Genomic DNA, 17,380 nt, shown 5'->3' with positions numbered 1-17,380 from the left:
GTATTTACGGAGTTGAAATGACGCTCTTACAGTTCCCGGCCGATCGACGCACTGGTGATGTCAGACGATGTGCTGAAACCCTGAGTGATCTTCATGGCCACGCCGCCAACCAGTTCTGGAGAACGGAAATGGCGGAATTTGCACGGTCCATGCGCCAGCGCGGCGCTGACGACCAGGAAATCTCAAGGCAGGCCGCACTGTTCATGCATGCCGTCCAGATGGAACTGCAGATGATGTTTGCAGAACAGGACGCGGACGTATCGGCTGGCTGATTTTTCGTGGAGCGCGTGACTGGTATCGCGTGACGCGTGAATGACGGGAGGACCGCCTACGGCGGGTAGCCAATCCTCCCGAGTGACGCTCCTTGGCGGTGAGCGACGGGTTGTTGAATAATAACCGAAGCTTGCCTCACCATGGATTGCGTTTTGCTAATTTTACACTTGCTTAGCTAAGGCCAGCACCTGTCGTCGCAAGGAAGATTGCATAGAGCGATTTCGTTGCCGTGATGAACAACTGGTTGCGCCGCGGGCCGCCGAATGTGAGGTTCGCCGCCGTCTGCGGCAGCAGGATTTTCCCCAAAAGCTTGCCGTCGGGACCGAAGCAATGAACGCCGTCTCCGGCGCTCGTCCAGACATTTCCGTCGACATCGACGCGGAACCCGTCCGCAAGACCGTTGTCGATATCGCAAAATACCCGGCTGTTTTTGAGCTGCCTGCCGTCCACGACATCGAAGGCGCGGATATGACGCGGCGCAGACGGGTCGTGGCTGGAGGATGAGTCGGCCACATAGAGGATCTTTTCGTCCGGCGAAAAGGCAATTCCGTTGGGCTGGCCGAAATCCGTCACCACGGCGTCGATCTCGCCGGTTTCCGGATCCAGCCGATAGACGTTGCGGGTCGCCTGTTCAGGCTCTGCCCGAAAGCCCTCGTAATCGGATTTGATGCCGTAGGTCGGGTCGGTGAACCAGACGCTTCCATCCGAGTGCACCACCACGTCGTTGGGTGAATTCAGCCGCTTGCCCTCATAGCTTTCGGCAAGCACCGTGATCGAGCCGTCGATCTCGGTGCGGGTCACGCGGCGACCACCATGCTCGCAGGAGACAAGCCGCCCCTGCCGGTCGCGGGTATTGCCGTTGGTGAAATTGGAGGGGGTGCGAAACACCGAAACGCCGCCATCTTTCACCCAGCGCAGCATCCGCTGGTTGGGAATGTCGCTCCAGATCAGGCATTGCAGATCGGAAAACCACACAGGCCCCTCCGCCCAGCGGCAGTCGGAATAGAGCTCCTCCAGGCCTGAACTCGGAACGATCAGGTGCCGGAAGCGGTCGTCGTGGATTTCGTAATGTGAAGATGTCTGCGACATGGCATTGCGTCCGGTTGAAACTGTCTGAACTGTTTGAAGATTATCGGCCCGATTGCCGACCGCCGGCCAGAAGAATGACGGCGATGATGATCGTGCCGGTAAGGATGAGGCGCACACCGGCGCCGAAACCATAGGTGTTGAGCATCGACACGACCAGGAACATGAACAGCGAGGCGCCCCAGATGCCCGGTATGTTCGAATTTCCGCCCGCCACCGCCGTGCCGCCGATGACCACGACGGCAATCGACATCAGCAGGTATTCCGAGCCCATGTTGAGCGCAGCACCGCCGGAGAAGCTCGCCAGGAGATAACCGCAGACGGAAGCGAGAACCGCGCACAGCATATAGGTGACAAGCCGCGTGCCATCGACGGGAATGCCGGTCATGCGGGCCGCGAACGTGCTCTGGCCGATCGCCGAGATCCAGCGGCCGTAGATCGACTTCTCAAGTAGCACCCAGGCGACGGCCGACAGGACCAACGCCACGAGCGCCACGTTGGGAATGCCGAACAAACCGGATGTGGCAAATTCCGCCAGCGTTTCCGGCGGCTTGATGCGCAGGCCGCGATTGCTCCAGATCGCCACCGACTGCACGATGAAACTCATCGACAGCGTCGCGATGATCGGCGGAATGCGCAAGAGCTTGATCAGGATGTAATTGCCCAGCCCGACGACGAGACCGATGCCAACAGAGGCGAGCAGTCCAACGACGATCATGCCGTCCTGTACGTCCATCAGCTTCAGGGCAAGCGTGCCTGATAGCGTCATCGTCGCCGGCACGGACAGATCGATATTGCCCGGCCCAAGCGTAATCACGAACATCTGGCCGATGCCGACGATGACGGAAAAGGCGGCAAAGGTCAGCGCTGCCTGCGACAGGCCGAACGAGCTTGCCCCGCCGGTAAAGAGAACGGTGATGATCCAGACGACGGCAGTCGCTGCAAACGACCAGATCCACGGCTTGGCGACGAGAAGACGTTGCATGGTCATTGGCTCTTCTCCCGCTTTTCGAGACGGTTGAGGGCAAGGCGAAGGGCAAGCACGACGATCAGGATCGCCCCTTGCGCGCCGATCTGCCAGTCCGGCGAAATCCGCATGAAGGACAGGAAAGACCCGGCAAGCGTCAGCGTCAGCGCCCCGATGACGGCCCCGATCGGCGACACCTTGCCGCCGACGAACTCGCCGCCACCAAGGATGACGCCCGCGATCGACAACAGCGTGTAGCGCAGCGCGATATTGGCATCGGCAGAGGTGGTAAGCCCCACCAGCGCGATACCGGCAAGCACGGCAAACAGCCCGGCCAGCGCGTAGGTTCCGGCACGGATGCCGATCACGGACCAGCCGGCCCGTTCGACCGAACGGTCGTTGCCGCCGACGCCGCGCATCAGAACCCCGAACGACGAGCGCATCACGATATAATGGGTGACGGCGGCGATGAGGATGCTGGCAACGATCGCCATCGGCACGAGCGGCGGCTTGGCGGTCATGATCCATCGCGCAAAACCCGGTGCCGTACCGCCAGGCGAGGGGAGGATCAGCACCGCAAGCCCGCCCCAGACAAAACTCATCCCGAGCGTAACGACGATCGACGGCAGTTCGCGCAGATGGATGACGACGCCGATGACGGCATAGGTCGCGATCGCTCCGAGCAGGATCAGGATGCCGAGTGCCGGCGAGGTCTGCAAAAGCGTTGCGGCGACACAGGCGCAGAAGCTCACAAACGTGCCCATCGACAGGTCGAGGTCGTTGACGGACATGATCAGCATCTGGGCGATGGTCGCAAGCGCGATCGGCACCGCCAGATTGAACAGCAGGTTGAGGCCGTTATAGCTCATGGCGCGCGGCTGCATATAGAAGACGGCCGCCAGCAGCAGCACCAGCGATGCGGCGGGAATGATCAGGCGAATGGTGCCGGACGAGATCTTCATGCCGCTTCTCCCTGCGCAAACGAGGCAGAAAGCACATTCTTCTCGCTGATCTCCTCACCCACCAGTTCGGCGACAATCGCGCCCTCGCGAAACACATAGACCCGGTCGCAGAGCCGGATTTCGTCCATCTCGGTCGAGTACCAGATAAAGGTCCGGCCGTTGGCGGCCTCCGAGCGCAGGATCTCGTAGACTTCCTGCTTGGTGCCGATATCGACGCCGCGCATCGGATCGTCCATCAGCACGATGTCGGCGGTCGTGGCGAGCGCCCGCGCAAACAGAACCTTCTGCTGGTTGCCGCCGGAAAGCGACAGGATGCGGTTGCCCATATCGGGCGTGCGGATCTCGATCCGCTTCTTCCAGCCTTCGCCGAGCGCAGTCTCCCGGTCGCCATCGATCATCCGCTTCGATGACAGCTGGTCGAGCGAGGCGATCGACAGGTTTTTAAGGATGCTCCAGAGCGGGAACGTGCCGTTGAGGCTGCGGTCGCCGGCGACGAAGGCAATGTCGCGCTTCTTTGTCGGAAACCAGTTGCTGTTGCGCGCAAGGTAAAGATCGAGCAGCGCCTGCGTCTGGCCGTGGCCGCCGAGACCAGCAAGCCCGATCATCTCGCCGCGATAGGCTTCGAACGGCAGGGCATTGCTCGGTGCGTTCCCGTGCCCGCGCCCACGCCGCGCCGGCATCGAAAGCACCGGAGCGCCCGACTTCGCAACCGCGGGGCGCGATAGCTCCTGTTCGCGCACCACATTGCCCATCGCCTCGACAAGGCTACGGTTATTGAACTCGGAGGCGGCGCGGTCTGCCACCACGCGTCCATCCTTCATCACAACGATGCGGTTGGAGGTGGTGAGGATTTCGCCGAGAATATGCGAGATCAGCAGCACTGATCCGCCGGCAGACACGAACTTGCGGATATAGGCCATCAGCTGTGCCGCAAGTCCGGCATCGAGCGATGACGTCGGCTCATCCAGAATGACCAGTTTCGGCGGGGCCGAGATGCCGGCAAAGCTGATGGCAATCTCCACCATCTGCCGTTCGGCGATCGAGAGGTCGTCGACAGTGCTGTCGCAATCGATCGCATGGCCGGGAAAAATGTCCTTCAGCTGGGCTTCGACCAGCGCAAGCGCCCGGCCGCGCCAGTTCCAGCCTTTCAGCTCCGCATGCATGATGCGGGCGTTTTCGCCGACCGTCAGGTTCGGGCACAGCGACAGTTCCTGGAATACGCAGCGCACGCCGTTGGCACGCGCAGCCGAAATGCCCCGCACATCGTTGCCGCTGTAGCGGAGCGAGCCTTCATGGGGAGATAAGCCGCCATTGATGACATTGACGATGGTGGATTTGCCGGCACCGTTATGGCCGACCAGCCCGACGCATTCGCCCGCGTGGATCACGAGGTCGGCGCCATCAAGCGCCTTCACGGCTCCGAAGGTCACACGGATGCCGCGCGCGGCCACAACCTCTTGTCGGTTCAAGGTTTCGCTCATGCAGATCGCAGTCTGTTTGTCTGATGGGAAATCATGCCGGGTCGCGAGAGGTCGAAGCCCTCACGGCCCGGCACGCGGGAGGCGACGCTACTTGGCGTCGATCACCTTTTTAGCGTCTGCCAGCGAATATTCGACATTCGCCACGCCACCCTTCTGGGTGGTCTTCAGGCTTTCTTCGAGGCCGGCCTGGTCGATGCTGAGGAACGGCACGACGAGGTCTTTCTTGACCTCCTTGCCGTCGAGGATCTGCTGGGCGACCCAGAAGGCGAGCGTCGAGACGCCAGGCGCGATCGAGACCGACATGGTCTCGTACCCGTCCTTGTCCTTCTGTTGCTTCCACCAGACGAGCTCGTCCTCGCGGTTGCCCATCACGATCGTCGGCGTCGGGCGCTTGGCGGCGGCAAATGCCTGTGCCGCACCATACCCGTCGCCGCCCTGCGTCACCACGCCAACCACGTCCGGAAGGCTCGGCAGAATACCGGCAACCGCACGCTGGGCCACGTCCTGCGCCCAGTCGCCGTTAACAGAGCCGACCACCTTGAACTGGGTGTGCTTGGCAACGCCTGCCTGGATGCCTGCATGGATCTGGTCGTCGACGGAAACGCCGGCAAGGCCGCGGATTTCGAGAAGATTGCCACCCTTCGGCAGCTTCTTCGCGAGATAGTCGACCTGGCTTTCGCCCATCTTCTTGAAGTCGACCGCGATGCGCCATGCGCAGGGTTCGGTCACGATACCGTCGAAGGACACGACGGTGATGCCGGCGTCGCAGGCTTCCTTCACGGCACCGTTGAGTGCGGTCGGAGACGCGGCATTGATGACGATCGCATCATAACCCTGCAGGATCATGTTCTGGATCTGGGCCGCCTGTTCGGTCGCCTGGTTTTCGGCCGTGGTAAACGGATCAGCGGCTGCGACCACGCCCTTGGAAACGGCTTCCTTGGTGATCTTGTCCCAGCTCGTCAGCATCGCCTGTCGCCAGGAATTGCCGGCATAATTGTTGGAAAGCGCGATCTTCTTGGATGCGGTATCGGCAAGCGCCGGACCACACAGGCACGCGACGGCAACGGATGCCGCAAGCATCGTTCTGATATTCATGATTTCCTCCCAAAAGCTCCCTCTATATCCCCGGGCCGCTCCTCAACGGGTGTCCGGAGATAATGATTGCCCTGAGCCCCTTTTGCTCAGTAAACCGAGAATGGAGGAGTTTTCTAATGTTGTACAGGCGCATCCAAGCACGCTTTCTGCGGGCTTTCGCGCAAAGTCTGCGGGTTCCCGCAGGACGTGACTGAAAAGCTGGCGCTTAATATCGCCAGGGCCTGGGAGGAGGCCTGATCATGCTCAATCCGGCGCGCAACTCGCTGTTTGACCGCTATCTCGGCATCTCGAGATTGCTGGCAGGCCAGCTCGATTTCGATGCGATCATCAAGGCGGTGGGCGAGGAGATCAGCCATATCATCCCGCACGACCATCTCGATGTCTGCATCAAGATGCTGGATGGCAAATACCACATCGCCTATGAGAGCGGCCTCGACACCGCCTGGAGCAAGGAGCCGCCGGCGCTCCTGACCGGCAGCCCGATCCGCACGCTGCTGGCCGGCGAGGTGGATTATCTTCTCTCGGGCGATGCCCTGACCGATCCGCGCTTTCATTTCGAGGGCGCGTTTGCAAGCCCCATCATCGAGCTGTCGCTGAAAAGCCGTCTCCATGTTCCGCTCAAAGCCCAGGGCGACGTGATCGGCGCGCTCAGCTGTTCCAGCCGGCAATACGACTGCTACACGATGGAAGATGTCGAGAACGCCCGCGCCGTGGCCGATCTGCTCGCACCCTATTTCTTCGCGCTGCGGGCTGCCGAACAGGCCAAGCGCTCGGCCGTGATCCAGACCGAAGCCAGCGCCCGCGAGGAAGGTCTGCGGCTCGGCGCCCTGAAACTGACCGAGGCCCTGGAGGCGGAGCGACAGCGGATCGGCATGGATCTTCACGACCAGACCCTTGCCGACCTCACCCGGCTGACGCGCCGCATGGAGAAGCTGACGGGTGTTGCGAGCGTGCCGGGCGATGCGCTGGAACCGCTTTGTCGGGCCATGCAGCAATGCATGCACGATCTTCGCGAGATCATCGAGGAAGCCAAGCCCACTGTGCTGCAACTGTTCGGCGTCGCCGAAGCGATCGAGAACCATCTGGAGCGGTCGGTGCGCGAAAGCGGCCAGACGATCACCTGGGAGATGACCGACGAGACCGGCGGCACGCTTCGCGATCTTGATCCGACGGTCGCGATCGCCCTGTTCCGGATCGTCCAGGAAGCGGTCAACAATGCCATCCGCCACGGCCAGGCGGACCGGATCGACGTGGCGCTGAGCCAGTCGGGCAGGGCTCTTTCGATCGAGGTGAAGGATGACGGCAGCGGTATCGGCGCGCCCGAAAACCGCGCCGGCCACGGCATCGACAACATGAAGACCCGCGCGCGGCTGATCTCCGCAAGGTTCGAGATCACCAGCGCCAAAGATCGCGGCACGCTCGTGCGGCTGACCCTTCCGATACAGCCGACGACCGGGATGGAGATAGGATGATGATGGATGTCCTGATCATCGAGGACGACGCGCTTCACCGCTCCTATCTCAACGAGGCGGTGCGTGCGGCCCTTCCCGAGTGCCGCAGTGTTGTGGAGGCGGAAAACGGCCTCATCGGCGAGGCGCAGGCGCGCTCCTCGCGCATCGAGCATGTGGTGATGGACCTGCAGATGAGCGAGCGCAACGGCATCGAAGCCGCGCGCACCATCTGGCGCGAACGTCCCGATACGAAAATCCTGTTCTGGTCGAACTATTCCGACGAGGCCTATGTGCGCGGCGTCTCGCGCATCGTGCCCGAGGGCGCAACCTACGGCTATGTCCTGAAATCCGCATCCGAAGACCGGTTGAAGCTGGCGCTGCGCAGCGTCTTCATGGAATCCCAATGCGTCATCGACCGCGAGGTGCGCGGCATCCAGCAGAAAAGCCTCGGCAATTCGCTCGGCCTCAGCGATGTCGAATACGAAATCCTCATCGATGTCGCGCTCGGCCTCACCGACAAGGCGATCGCCCACCGCAAGCACCTGTCGCTCCGCAGCGTCCAGAACCGTTTGCAGCAGCTCTACGAAAAACTAGATGTCTACGAATCTTGCGGCCGCAACCACGAAGGCAGCGAAGGCTGGTTCAACCTCCGCACACGCGCCGTCACCGTCGCCCTCCAGCGAAAAGTCCTCAACACCAGCGCGCTAGAACGCGCCGAACGCGATTTGCAGGCGACGGGGCGGATGTGATTGGGGGGTGGGCGGTGGGGAGTTGGGAAAAAATGGTGCCGCTTAGAGGACTCGAACCTCTGACCCCATCATTACGAATGATGTGCTCTACCACCTGAGCTAAAGCGGCCTACGCAGGGCAAGGTGTTGCCTTCTGCGAGTGAAGGCGCTGATACAGGCAATGGGGCGTGATTTCAAGCCGGTTTTCGATTGGCGTGACATTTTATCGATGCGCTCTATGGACTATCAGAGGGCGAGCCTTGTGCGCGCGTCTGCATATTCGCGCTCCAAGCGGCCGACCAGATCCTCGACTGAGGTCACTGATTTGACGGCGCCGACGCCCTGGCCGGCGCCCCAGATGTCTTTCCAGGCCTTCGGGCCGCTCACCGCCGCATCGAAATCCATCTTGGTCGGATCGGCGCTCGGAAGCGCATCCGGGTCAAGCCCCATCGCCGTCACCGACCCCTTCAGGTAGTTGCCGTGGATGCCGGTGAAATAGTTGGAATAGACGATATCGGCGGCGGAGGATTCAACGATCATCTGCTTGTAGCCGTCAACCGCGCGCGCTTCGTGCGTGGCTATGAAGGGTGAGCCGATATAGGCCATGTCGGCCCCCATCGCCTGTGCCGCCAGAATGCCGCCGCCGGTGGCGATCGAGCCGGCCAGCAGCAGCGGCCCGTCGAACCATTCGCGGATTTCCTGGACAAGCGCGAAGGGAGACAGCGTCCCCGCATGCCCGCCGGCACCGGTTGCGACAGCAATCAGCCCATCGGCGCCCTTGCGGATCGCGGACTTGGCATGCCGGTTGTTGATGACGTCATGCAGCACGATGCCGCCATAGGAATGCACGGCTGCATTCACTTCCGGCACTGCGCCGAGCGAGGAGATGACGATCGGCACCTTGTATTTCACGCACATCGTCAGATCGTGTTCGAGCCGCTTGTTGGACGTATGGACGATCTGGTTGACCGCGAACGGGGCGGCGGGCCGGTCGGGATTGGCCGCATTATACGTGGCAAGATCCTCGGTCATCATGGCAAGCCATTCGTCCAGCTGGCTTTCCGGTCGAGCATTGAGGGCAGGGAAGGCGCCGATAACGCCGGCCTTGCACTGCGCCAAGGTCAGTGCCGGATGCGAGATGATGAACAGCGGCGACGCCACGACGGGAATTCGCAGTCCTTGTCTCAGCACGTCCGGAAGCATCGGCAATCTCCTTTTGGTTTACGTTTACGCACACGTAATATCGGTTTTAGCAGATGCACTCGGCTCGGGAAAGATGGCTCCGTCTGGGGAAGGTATGCGTGCCTTGCGCACTGGCGGCTCGATAAGCGGCTGTTTCCGCGGCATTCTCAAGCCTAACCATACCTTCTCCCCAATCTTGGCGAAGGAAGGCCATTGACCACCGGCTTGCAGTTCGGCGACGGAGAGGTTACCGAAAATTAACGCCGTCTTTTCAGCAAGGCCGGCAGTCGGGTATGCACAACCGGAAGGATCCGCAGTGAGCGGTTTGGAAACAGCCATCAGGAATGCCCTTGATCGTTCCGATCGGACCGATGGCGACACGCGGGCACGGATTTATCAGTCGGCGCGACAGGCGCTGGAAGCAGGTCTGCAGCGCCAGGGCGTGACCGACAAGCTGATTGTCATGCAGCAGCAAAAGCGGCTGGAAGAAAAGATCCGCGAGATCGAGACGGAGGAAGTGGACCGGCTGGCCGGTCCCGCTATCGAGCCTGACGAGATCACTCATCCTGTCATCGACCCGGTCGTCGCACCTGCCGCCACGGCCAGAGCCGCAGCTCCAGATGTCGCGGCCCCGATCGTTGCGGATGAAAGGGTAGCCGTCCCCGATCCGGATACCGGTCTCGGCGGCGCAACACGCGCGCCATCCCCGGCAAATGACCAGAGGCAGCCCAACGATGTCCAGTCGGCCGGGGATCTCGGAAGTCTCGGCGCCGCGCGACCGGATTTCCGTCCGGCTTCATCCGAAGTGCCGCAGATGGATGGACTGACCTCGGTCGAGCCGGACCGCGTGCAACGTGGCCAACCGCCTGTTGCCAAGCCCGAGCGCGGCAGGAAGCGGCGCGGATCGCGCGACGCCGAGACGAACCCTGCAGCCAAGCCGCGCAAGAGCCGTCGTCAGCGGCTGATCTCCTGGCTGCTGAAATGGATCATCTCGCTTGCAGTCGTCGGCGTCGCCTGCTGGTATTTCTATAATTCGGGTCTGGTTCAGTCGGTGATGGACGAGGCCCTGCAGGCCGCCAACCGGGCGTCGCAATCGCAGGCCGGTCCCAATGCGCGCTTTGATCCTCGCGGCGGCTTTTCCGATGAATGGGCGCAGGTCTTCGAACCGAAGCAGATCGATACGTTGCAGGTCGGTCGCGAGGCAAAGGCAGAGGCTGCAACCGGTTCGGAAGGTCCAGCCGTTCGGCTCCTGTCGGCAACCCCGCAAACCGGCGGTGATATCGCCGTCACGGTTCCGGCGGATGTATTGCAGCGCCTGGCAGGCGGGCCGGCCACCATCGCAGTCACCGTCCAGGCTGGCGGCAACCAAGGTGTCCAGATGTCGATACGCTGCGATTTCGGCAGCCTTGGGGGCTGCGCAAGACATCGGTTCACAGCAACCCAGGAGCGACTGGAAGCCCTGTTCAAGGTCAGCTTCGACCGGGCGATCGCGCCAAACGCGCCGGGCCGCATCCTGATCAATACCGGCCTCGACGGTTCCGACAGACCGGTCCTGCTCTACTCCGTCCGCATTTTGCCCGCAGGCTGAACCCCGAACGCCGGACGACAACGTCGTCCGGCTCGCTCACCGGTCTCTCTCTATTTCAGGAACTTGCTGCCAAATCCGAGGATCTTGTCGTCGATCTCACCGATCGCGTCCCTGTCTTTCCCTTCGTAATCGAGGGATCCAAGGATGTGGCGGATGACGTTCAGATGCGCACGCCGCTTGTCGTTTGCCAGCACCACCGTCCATGGCGCAAGCTTGCTGTGTGTTCGCTCCAGCATCTGGTCGCGCTTTGCGGTGTAGTCAGGCCATTTGTTCAGTGCCGCGATGTCCATCGGCGAAAGCTTCCAGATCTTCAACGGATCGTGGCGCCGGTCGTGAAACCGCTTCAGCTGCATTTCCTGGCCGATATCCAGCCAGAACTTGAACAGATGGATATCGTCGTCGACGATCATCTCCTCGAATTGCGGAACGTCCTTCATGAAGGCTTCGTATTGGCCCGGCTTGCAGAAGCCCATGACAGGCTCGACCACCGCGCGATTGTACCAGGAGCGGTCGAACAGCACGATCTCGCCCGACGTCGGGAAGTGCGACACGTAACGCTGGAAATACCACTGGCCCGCTTCGGTGGGCGAAGGTTTGCTCAACGCCACCACGCGTGCAGATCGCGGATTGATATAGGAGCGGATGGACATGATCGTACCGCCCTTGCCGGCAGCATCCCGCCCCTCGAACAGCGCAATCATCCGCTTGCCGGTATCCTGCAGCCAGTACTGCACCTTCACGAGCTCGATCTGCAGCTTCTCCAGCTGCTTGGCGTATTTCTCCTTGTCCAACTTGTGGTCATAGGGAAAGCCGCCGGATTCCAGCGCGTGATCATGCACCCAGCCGGGCAGTTTCGGATCGTCAATGTCGAAATGCCTCAGCTTGCCATCGATTTCCAGTTCCGCTGACCGGCTGCTTGTCTCTGCCATGATTGCTGTCCTTTTTCCTTCGGCGGCCGAAACGGCTGCGACTGCTTCAACGGTTTGCAAGGCTTGAGGTTTCCCTCAGGACCGATGCATATCTGTCATGCAAGCGTTATATGACCGCAAGTTCGACCAAACAAAAAGGGGTTCGCGCGTGGAAGCGTTGCCGAAGGAAGAGCGCGGGTTTGCGCAAGAGCTGGCACTTCGCTTCCGGCGCGAGTGGCTGCTGCTTCTGCTGCTCTCGACGATCGCGGTGATCGCTTTTGTTGCCGGCGCGAACGATCTTCTGGTCTTCGCGCTCTGGCTTCCCCTCGTCGTCGCCGTACTGTCCCGGCCCTTGCCGGAGATGCCTGTCGTACCGGTTGAAATGCCTGTTCCGGAGCCACCCGTCTTCGACCCGCTGCCGCTGATCTCGGCAACTCTCGGCACGCTGGACATGCCGGTCGTGGTGCTGGGTGGAGACATCACCGTTCTCTACCGCAACAAGGCGGCGGAGCGGTCCTTTGGCGATTTGCCGATCGGCACCCATCTGACGGCGCGGCTGCGGTCGCCCGGTATTCTCGACATGCTGCGCGAAACCATCGCGACCGGACAACCCAACCAGATCGAACATTCCGAGCGACTTCCGTCCGAACGGGTCTTCATCCTGCGCGTGGCGCCGATCGATATCGCCGACCTGGCACCTGGCATGGGAAACTATTACCTCTTGTCGTTCCGCGATGTCTCCGAACTGCGAAGCATCGACCGGATGCGATCCGATTTCGTCGCCAATGCAAGCCATGAGCTGAGAACGCCGCTTGCCTCGCTCAGAGGCTTCATCGAGACAATCCAGGGCCCGGCTCGCGGCGATCCGAAGGCGCAGGAACGCTTTCTCGGCATCATGCTCGACCAGGCGACCAGGATGAGCCGACTGGTGGACGACCTTCTCTCGCTGTCGCGGCTGGAACTGAAGTCGCATATTGCTCCGGACCAGACCGTGGACCTGAAGCCGCTGATCATCCATGTCAGCGACGCGCTCTTGCCTTTGGCTGAGGAACTGGGCGTCGAAATCCGCCTGCATCTTCCCGAAGGCAGGGTCGATGTGCTGGGCGATCGAGACGAACTGATCGAAGTGATCGAGAACCTCATCGAGAATGCCTGCAAGTATGGCCAGGAGGGCAAGTTCGTCGATGTCTTCCTGAAAGGCGGCGGCAGGCTGCCGGTTGAAGTCAATGTCATCGACAAGGGGCCGGGCATACCGGCGGAGCACGTTCCGCGCCTGACCGAGCGTTTCTACCGCGTCAGCGTCGCCGACAGCCGCTCCAAGAAGGGCACCGGATTGGGGCTTGCCATCGTCAAGCATATCCTCACCAGGCACCGCGCCCGCCTGCTTGTGAAGTCGGAACTCGGCAAGGGGACGGAGTTTACCGTCCGATTCTGACATAAAACCAACCCAGTTTTCCCGGTCTCTTCCAGAACGTCAATATTTTCAACAGCTTGAATTGTCACAAATGTTTCACCGAAGTGACATAAAAGCTAAGGCCAAGGGCGGCTATGACCAGCGGGCCGAGAGCCGGCAAATGTCTAAGAGGCCGGCATGACAAGATTTCTGGAAACCCATACCGGGAGAACTTCGATGAACATGTTCAAACTTTCCGCAGCAGCCCTCGTGGCCTCTGTTGCCTTTGCCGGCGTTGCATCCGCACGCGACCAGGTTCAGGTTGCCGGCTCCTCCACCGTTCTTCCCTATGCGAAGATCGTTGCCGAGACCTTTGCCGAGACCAACCCGAACTTCAAGGCACCGGTTGTTGAGTCCGGCGGCACGGGCGGCGGTCTGAAGGCATTCTGCTCCGGCGTCGGCGAGGGCACGATCGACGTTGCCAATGCTTCGCGCAAGATCAACAAGAGCGAAGCCGAAGCCTGCAAGGCTGCCGGCGTCACGGACGTTCAGGAAATCCGCATCGGTTACGACGGTATCGTATTCGCCGCCGACTCGTCGAACGGCGACATGAAGATCACCCCGAAGGATCTCTACAAGGCATTGGCCGCTGAAGTCGTCGTCGACGGCAAGCTCGTTGCCAACCCTTACAAGAACTGGTCGGAAGTCAATGCGACCCTGCCGAAGGGCCCGATCGCAGCTTACATCCCAGGCTCCAAGCACGGCACCCGCGAAGTCTTCGAAGAGAAGATCATGGCTGAAGGCTGCAAGGAAGCCGGCGCGACCGACGTCATCAAGGCTGCCATCACCGATGCCAAGCAGGCTGCTGCCAAGTGCGTTGCAGTTCGCAAGGACGGCGCAGCTGTCGACATCGACGGCGATTACACCGAAACGCTGGCCCGCATCTCGGCCAACAAGACCGGCCTCGGCGTTTTCGGCCTGGCCTTCTATGAAAACAACATGGACAAGCTGAAGGTCGCGACCGTTTCGGATGTCGTTGCTTCCACCGAAACCATTGCTTCGGGCAAGTACCCGGTGTCGCGCCCTCTGTTCTTCTACGTCAAGAAGGCTCACCTCGGCGTTATTCCAGGCCTCAAGGAATATGTTGAGTTCTTCATCTCCGACGAAATGATCGGCCCTGACAGCCCGCTCGCCGAATACGGCCTGGTTGCTGCTCCGGACGATCAGCGCGAACAGGTCCGCAAGGACTTCGAAGCCGGCAAGACCATGTAATCAAAATTCCGGCGCCGCTTCTTGCGGCGCCGGTTTTCTTTCGTGCCAGGCGGCGACTTGTCCGTCGCGCGACAGAAGCAAAGCTTGGCGTCAGTCGCTGCGTTTTGGATGGCGAAACATATTGATTCCGATGGTGGGATTTGTGCGGTAATGGGTGCCGTCGATGGCGGTAGGCCGGGGGATTTTAATGAGCACACCATTGATTTTATTGATTCTGGCGATAATTGCGATCGCTTGTTACGTTGTCGGAACCAGGCACGCCCTGGCAATCGCCGGCGGCCGTTCCTCAAAGCTTCATTCACGTCCGGGCTACTACGGCACCTTCGTCGCACTCTGCGCCGTTCTGCCATCGGTTCTCATCCTGGCCGCGTGGCTGGTCGTCAGCCCCCTCTATATCAACTCCACTGTCCTCGATGGCTTTCCTGAAGACGTAAAGGCGCGTTCGCCGGCCGAACAGGGTCTCTCCTTCGGCATGGTAAGCTCGCTCGCGCGCGGCATGAACGTATTGAGCCTGGACGAGATCGAGCGCATCGGCGGAAATCCCGTCGAACTGCGCGCAGCGCTTGGCGCTAAGGGCGTCCCGCTTGCCGGCGACCCCGAACCATACATGGTCGAGTCCGCTGGCGATCTCAACGTCATGACCAAGATCAGCAACTGGGTTATGACCGCGGTAGTCCTTCTGGCAGCCCTGATCGGCGCCGGCTTTTCCTACACGCGCATCGCGCCGCGGTTTCGGGCTCGCAACCGTGTCGAGAAGGTGATCCTCGCAAGCCTCGTCGTCGCATCCTCGATCGCGATCCTGACCACGGTCGGCATCGTTGCCTCGATGCTGACGGAAGCGACGCACTTCTTCACCAGCATCCCGCCGTGGGAGTTCTTCTTCGGCACCGTGTGGGATCCGCGCTTTGCGGCCGCCGGCGCCACGGACTCGGCTGGTCAGTTCGGCCTTATCCCGCTGCTTCTCGGCACACTCTATATCGGCTTCGTCGCCATGCTCGTCGCCGTCCCGAGCGGTCTGTTTTCCGCGATCTACATGTCGGAATACGCCTCCCGCGGTGTCCGCTCCGTGGCAAAGCCTCTGCTCGAAGTTCTCGCCGGCATTCCCACCATCGTCTACGGCTTCTTTGCCCTGACGACGGTCGGCCCGTTCCTGCGCGACCTGTCTTCGCAGCTGAACGGCCTTGTCACCGGCGATTACGCCAACTTCATCCAGGCACAGAGCGTTCTCACCGCCGGCTTCGTCATGGGCATCATGCTGATCCCTTACGTCTCGTCGCTGTCGGACGACATCATAACCGCCGTGCCGGGAACGCTTCGTGACGGCTCGCTCGGTCTCGGCGCCACCCAGTCCGAAACCATCAAGAAGGTCGTCCTGCCGGCAGCACTGCCGGGCATCGTCGGCGCACTTCTGATGACCGCCTCGCGCGCCATCGGCGAAACCATGATCGTAGTGCTCGCCGCCGGCGTCGCCGCCCGCATGCAGCTCAACCCGTTCGAGCCGATGACGACGGTGACCGTCAAGATCGTCAGCCAGCTGACGGGCGACCTTGAATTCACCTCGCCGCAGACGCTTGTCGCCTTCGCACTCGGCATCACGCTCTTTGCGATCACGCTTTGCCTCAACATCTACGCGCTCTACATCGTGCGCAAATACCGGGAGCAGTACGAATGACCGACGTGGTTTCCTCCACCGCCGGCGTCTTGGCCAAGCCTGCCCGTCGCGATATCGGTATCAAACGCCGCTACGCCGCCGAGCGCCGCTTCCGTGCCTATGGCATCGCTGCTCTCTCGTTCGGCATCCTGTTCCTGATGCTCCTTCTGTGGTCGGTCGTCTCGAAGGGCTATACCGCCTTTCAGCAGACGATGATCACGATCCCTGTCGAGTTCTCGCAGCAGATCATCGACAAGGATAATGTGCGGGCTACGGATCCGGCCAAGCTGATGACGGCCAACTACCCGATCGTCGCCCGCAATGCGCTGGCGAAGGTTCTGGGCGTCGCCGAAACCGATCGCCAGGGCCTGCGTGCCGTCAACCAGATGATTTCGGACGGCGTTCGTGGCCAGCTGCGCGATATGGTCGTTTCCGATCCTGAGATCATCGGCACGACTCAGACGGTTTCGCTTCTGGCGGCCGGCGATATCGACAGCGCCGTGAAAGGCCAGATCAATCTCGACGTGGCGGAAACCAGCCGCAAGGTGTCCGACCAGCAGGTCGGATGGATGAAGCAGCTGACCGACAGCGGTGCGCTCGCCAAGGAATTCAACACCGGCATTTTCTTCAACGGCGCGTCCAGCCGTCCGGAAGCAGCCGGCGTCGGCGTCGCTCTGATCGGCTCCTTCTACATGATGCTGATCGTGCTCGTCCTGTCGCTGCCGATCGGCGTCGCAGCCTCGATCTATCTTGAAGAGTTTGCCCCGAAGAACCGGTTCACCGACCTGATCGAGGTCAACATCAACAATCTCGCAGCGGTCCCGTCGATCGTCTACGGTCTGTTGGGTCTCGCGGTCTTCATCAACTTCATGGGCCTGCCGCGCTCGGCCTCGCTGGTCGGCGGCCTGGTGCTGACGCTGATGACGCTTCCGACCATTATCATCGCCACCCGCGCGGCACTGAAAGCAGTGCCACCGTCGATCCGTGCTGCAGCGCTCGGGCTCGGTGCCTCGAAGATGCAGACCATCTTCCACCATGTCCTGCCGCTTGCCATGCCCGGTATCCTGACCGGTACGATCATCGGCCTCGCGCACGCCCTTGGCGAAACCGCGCCGCTCCTCTTGATCGGCATGGTCGCCTTCGTGGCGAACTATCCGACCACGCCGATGGATCCGTCGACAGCGCTGCCGGTACAGATCTACATGTGGGCTAACGAGGCGGAACGCGCCTTCGTTGAACGAACCTCGGGAGCGATCATGATCCTGCTCCTGTTCCTGATCTTGATGAATGTTGGCGCAATTCTCTTGCGACGCCGCTTCGAACGGCGTTGGTAGAGGAAGGGG

General features: G+C 61.3%; 15 protein-coding genes and 1 tRNA gene. 8 read left to right on the top strand and 8 right to left on the bottom strand.

All coding sequences use genetic code 11. The features are described 5' to 3' along the window. Positions 1-17 precede the first annotated feature (17 nt). Entirely contained in the window at positions 18-272 is a 255-nt protein-coding gene (locus IFT59_RS16655; RefSeq protein ID WP_062453958.1) for a DUF6074 family protein, read from the top strand. A 172-nt stretch (positions 273-444) separates the two neighbouring features. Here IFT59_RS16655 and IFT59_RS16650 read toward each other — a convergent pair whose 3' ends face one another. From IFT59_RS16650 to IFT59_RS16630, 5 genes are all read right to left on the bottom strand, one after another. Next, positions 445-1,362 (bottom strand): SMP-30/gluconolactonase/LRE family protein, encoded by a 918-nt coding sequence (locus IFT59_RS16650; protein ID WP_192087579.1) that lies wholly within the window; start codon positions 1,360-1,362, stop codon positions 445-447. A gap of 40 nt (positions 1,363-1,402) precedes the next feature. Then, on the bottom strand, positions 1,403-2,350 hold the full coding sequence (locus tag IFT59_RS16645) for an ABC transporter permease (RefSeq protein ID WP_174195545.1): 948 nt from the start codon (positions 2,348-2,350) through the stop codon (positions 1,403-1,405). Continuing rightward, positions 2,347-3,288 carry an ABC transporter permease gene (locus IFT59_RS16640; protein ID WP_062578936.1) on the bottom strand — a complete coding sequence of 314 codons (942 nt, stop codon included), beginning with the start codon at positions 3,286-3,288 and terminating at the stop codon, positions 2,347-2,349. Before IFT59_RS16640 ends, IFT59_RS16645 begins: the two co-directional genes overlap by 4 nt. After that, positions 3,285-4,769: a sugar ABC transporter ATP-binding protein gene (locus tag IFT59_RS16635; RefSeq protein ID WP_192087578.1), complete on the bottom strand. Its 1,485-nt coding sequence runs from the start codon at positions 4,767-4,769 to the stop codon at positions 3,285-3,287. The genes IFT59_RS16640 and IFT59_RS16635 overlap by 4 nt, the downstream gene beginning before the upstream one ends. An 87-nt stretch (positions 4,770-4,856) precedes the next feature. After that, complete coding sequence (locus IFT59_RS16630) at positions 4,857-5,864, bottom strand: substrate-binding domain-containing protein (RefSeq protein WP_192087577.1); 1,008 nt, start codon at positions 5,862-5,864, stop codon at positions 4,857-4,859. 239 nt (positions 5,865-6,103) lie between these two features. On the opposite strand from IFT59_RS16630, the gene IFT59_RS16625 reads away from it, so the two are divergent. Next, positions 6,104-7,336: a GAF domain-containing sensor histidine kinase gene (locus IFT59_RS16625; protein ID WP_192087576.1), complete on the top strand. Its 1,233-nt coding sequence runs from the start codon at positions 6,104-6,106 to the stop codon at positions 7,334-7,336. Between the two features lie 2 nt (positions 7,337-7,338). After that, complete coding sequence (locus tag IFT59_RS16620; protein ID WP_192087758.1) at positions 7,339-8,064, top strand: response regulator transcription factor; 726 nt, start codon at positions 7,339-7,341, stop codon at positions 8,062-8,064. Positions 8,065-8,097: 33 nt separating this feature from the next. Here the strand turns inward: IFT59_RS16620 and IFT59_RS16615 are convergent. Both IFT59_RS16615 and IFT59_RS16610 read right to left on the bottom strand, forming a co-directional pair. Next, positions 8,098-8,173: transfer RNA gene (locus IFT59_RS16615), tRNA-Thr, on the bottom strand. A 116-nt stretch (positions 8,174-8,289) separates the two neighbouring features. Next, the gene (locus tag IFT59_RS16610; protein WP_192087575.1) at positions 8,290-9,246 is read right to left on the bottom strand and encodes an NAD(P)H-dependent flavin oxidoreductase; all 957 of its coding nucleotides are present in this window, start codon (positions 9,244-9,246) and stop codon (positions 8,290-8,292) included. 295 nt (positions 9,247-9,541) lie between these two features. On the opposite strand from IFT59_RS16610, the gene IFT59_RS16605 reads away from it, so the two are divergent. Continuing rightward, a complete protein-coding gene (locus tag IFT59_RS16605; protein WP_156461797.1) occupies positions 9,542-10,813 on the top strand; it encodes a hypothetical protein in 1,272 nt (423 codons plus the stop codon). Positions 10,814-10,863: 50 nt separating this feature from the next. Here IFT59_RS16605 and ppk2 read toward each other — a convergent pair whose 3' ends face one another. Then, positions 10,864-11,742, bottom strand: coding sequence for a polyphosphate kinase 2 (gene ppk2, locus IFT59_RS16600; RefSeq protein ID WP_062453936.1), 879 nt, complete (start codon positions 11,740-11,742; stop codon positions 10,864-10,866). A 97-nt stretch (positions 11,743-11,839) separates the two neighbouring features. Here ppk2 and phoR point away from each other — a divergent pair, with 97 nt between their 5' ends. The 4 genes from phoR (at position 11,840) to pstA (ending at position 17,371) form a co-directional block, all read left to right on the top strand. After that, positions 11,840-13,156, top strand: coding sequence for a phosphate regulon sensor histidine kinase PhoR (phoR, locus tag IFT59_RS16595; protein WP_192087574.1), 1,317 nt, complete (start codon positions 11,840-11,842; stop codon positions 13,154-13,156). Positions 13,157-13,351: 195 nt separating this feature from the next. Then, on the top strand, positions 13,352-14,386 hold the full coding sequence (locus IFT59_RS16590) for a substrate-binding domain-containing protein (RefSeq protein WP_062453935.1): 1,035 nt from the start codon (positions 13,352-13,354) through the stop codon (positions 14,384-14,386). Between the two features lie 187 nt (positions 14,387-14,573). After that, a complete protein-coding gene (pstC, locus tag IFT59_RS16585) occupies positions 14,574-16,058 on the top strand; it encodes a phosphate ABC transporter permease subunit PstC (protein ID WP_062453934.1) in 1,485 nt (494 codons plus the stop codon). After that, a complete protein-coding gene (gene pstA, locus IFT59_RS16580) occupies positions 16,055-17,371 on the top strand; it encodes a phosphate ABC transporter permease PstA (RefSeq protein ID WP_062453933.1) in 1,317 nt (438 codons plus the stop codon). Before pstC ends, pstA begins: the two co-directional genes overlap by 4 nt. The last annotated feature ends 9 nt before the right edge of the window (positions 17,372-17,380 follow it).

The sequence above is a fragment of the Rhizobium sp. CFBP 8752 genome (genome assembly GCF_014842035.1).
Classification (GTDB): domain Bacteria; phylum Pseudomonadota; class Alphaproteobacteria; order Rhizobiales; family Rhizobiaceae; genus Neorhizobium; species Neorhizobium soli.
The sequence above is the reverse complement of the archived record's forward strand: the minus strand, read 5'-3'. Positions and strand labels throughout refer to the sequence as shown.

What these genes read in the sequence shown, in the direction of transcription:
- IFT59_RS16655 (WP_062453958.1), top strand. Translation starts at nt 18, where the DNA reads ATGACGCTCTTACAGTTCCCGGCCGATCGACGCACTGGTGATGTCAGA.
- IFT59_RS16650 (WP_192087579.1), bottom strand. Translation starts at nt 1,362, where the DNA reads ATGTCGCAGACATCTTCACATTACGAAATCCACGACGACCGCTTCCGG.
- IFT59_RS16645 (WP_174195545.1), bottom strand. Translation starts at nt 2,350, where the DNA reads ATGACCATGCAACGTCTTCTCGTCGCCAAGCCGTGGATCTGGTCGTTT.
- IFT59_RS16640 (WP_062578936.1), bottom strand. Translation starts at nt 3,288, where the DNA reads ATGAAGATCTCGTCCGGCACCATTCGCCTGATCATTCCCGCCGCATCG.
- IFT59_RS16635 (WP_192087578.1), bottom strand. Translation starts at nt 4,769, where the DNA reads ATGAGCGAAACCTTGAACCGACAAGAGGTTGTGGCCGCGCGCGGCATC.
- IFT59_RS16630 (WP_192087577.1), bottom strand. Translation starts at nt 5,864, where the DNA reads ATGAATATCAGAACGATGCTTGCGGCATCCGTTGCCGTCGCGTGCCTG.
- IFT59_RS16625 (WP_192087576.1), top strand. Translation starts at nt 6,104, where the DNA reads ATGCTCAATCCGGCGCGCAACTCGCTGTTTGACCGCTATCTCGGCATC.
- IFT59_RS16620 (WP_192087758.1), top strand. Translation starts at nt 7,339, where the DNA reads ATGGATGTCCTGATCATCGAGGACGACGCGCTTCACCGCTCCTATCTC.
- IFT59_RS16610 (WP_192087575.1), bottom strand. Translation starts at nt 9,246, where the DNA reads ATGCTTCCGGACGTGCTGAGACAAGGACTGCGAATTCCCGTCGTGGCG.
- ppk2 (WP_062453936.1), bottom strand. Translation starts at nt 11,742, where the DNA reads ATGGCAGAGACAAGCAGCCGGTCAGCGGAACTGGAAATCGATGGCAAG.
- phoR (WP_192087574.1), top strand. Translation starts at nt 11,840, where the DNA reads ATGCAAGCGTTATATGACCGCAAGTTCGACCAAACAAAAAGGGGTTCG.
- IFT59_RS16590 (WP_062453935.1), top strand. Translation starts at nt 13,352, where the DNA reads ATGAACATGTTCAAACTTTCCGCAGCAGCCCTCGTGGCCTCTGTTGCC.
- pstC (WP_062453934.1), top strand. Translation starts at nt 14,574, where the DNA reads ATGAGCACACCATTGATTTTATTGATTCTGGCGATAATTGCGATCGCT.
- pstA (WP_062453933.1), top strand. Translation starts at nt 16,055, where the DNA reads ATGACCGACGTGGTTTCCTCCACCGCCGGCGTCTTGGCCAAGCCTGCC.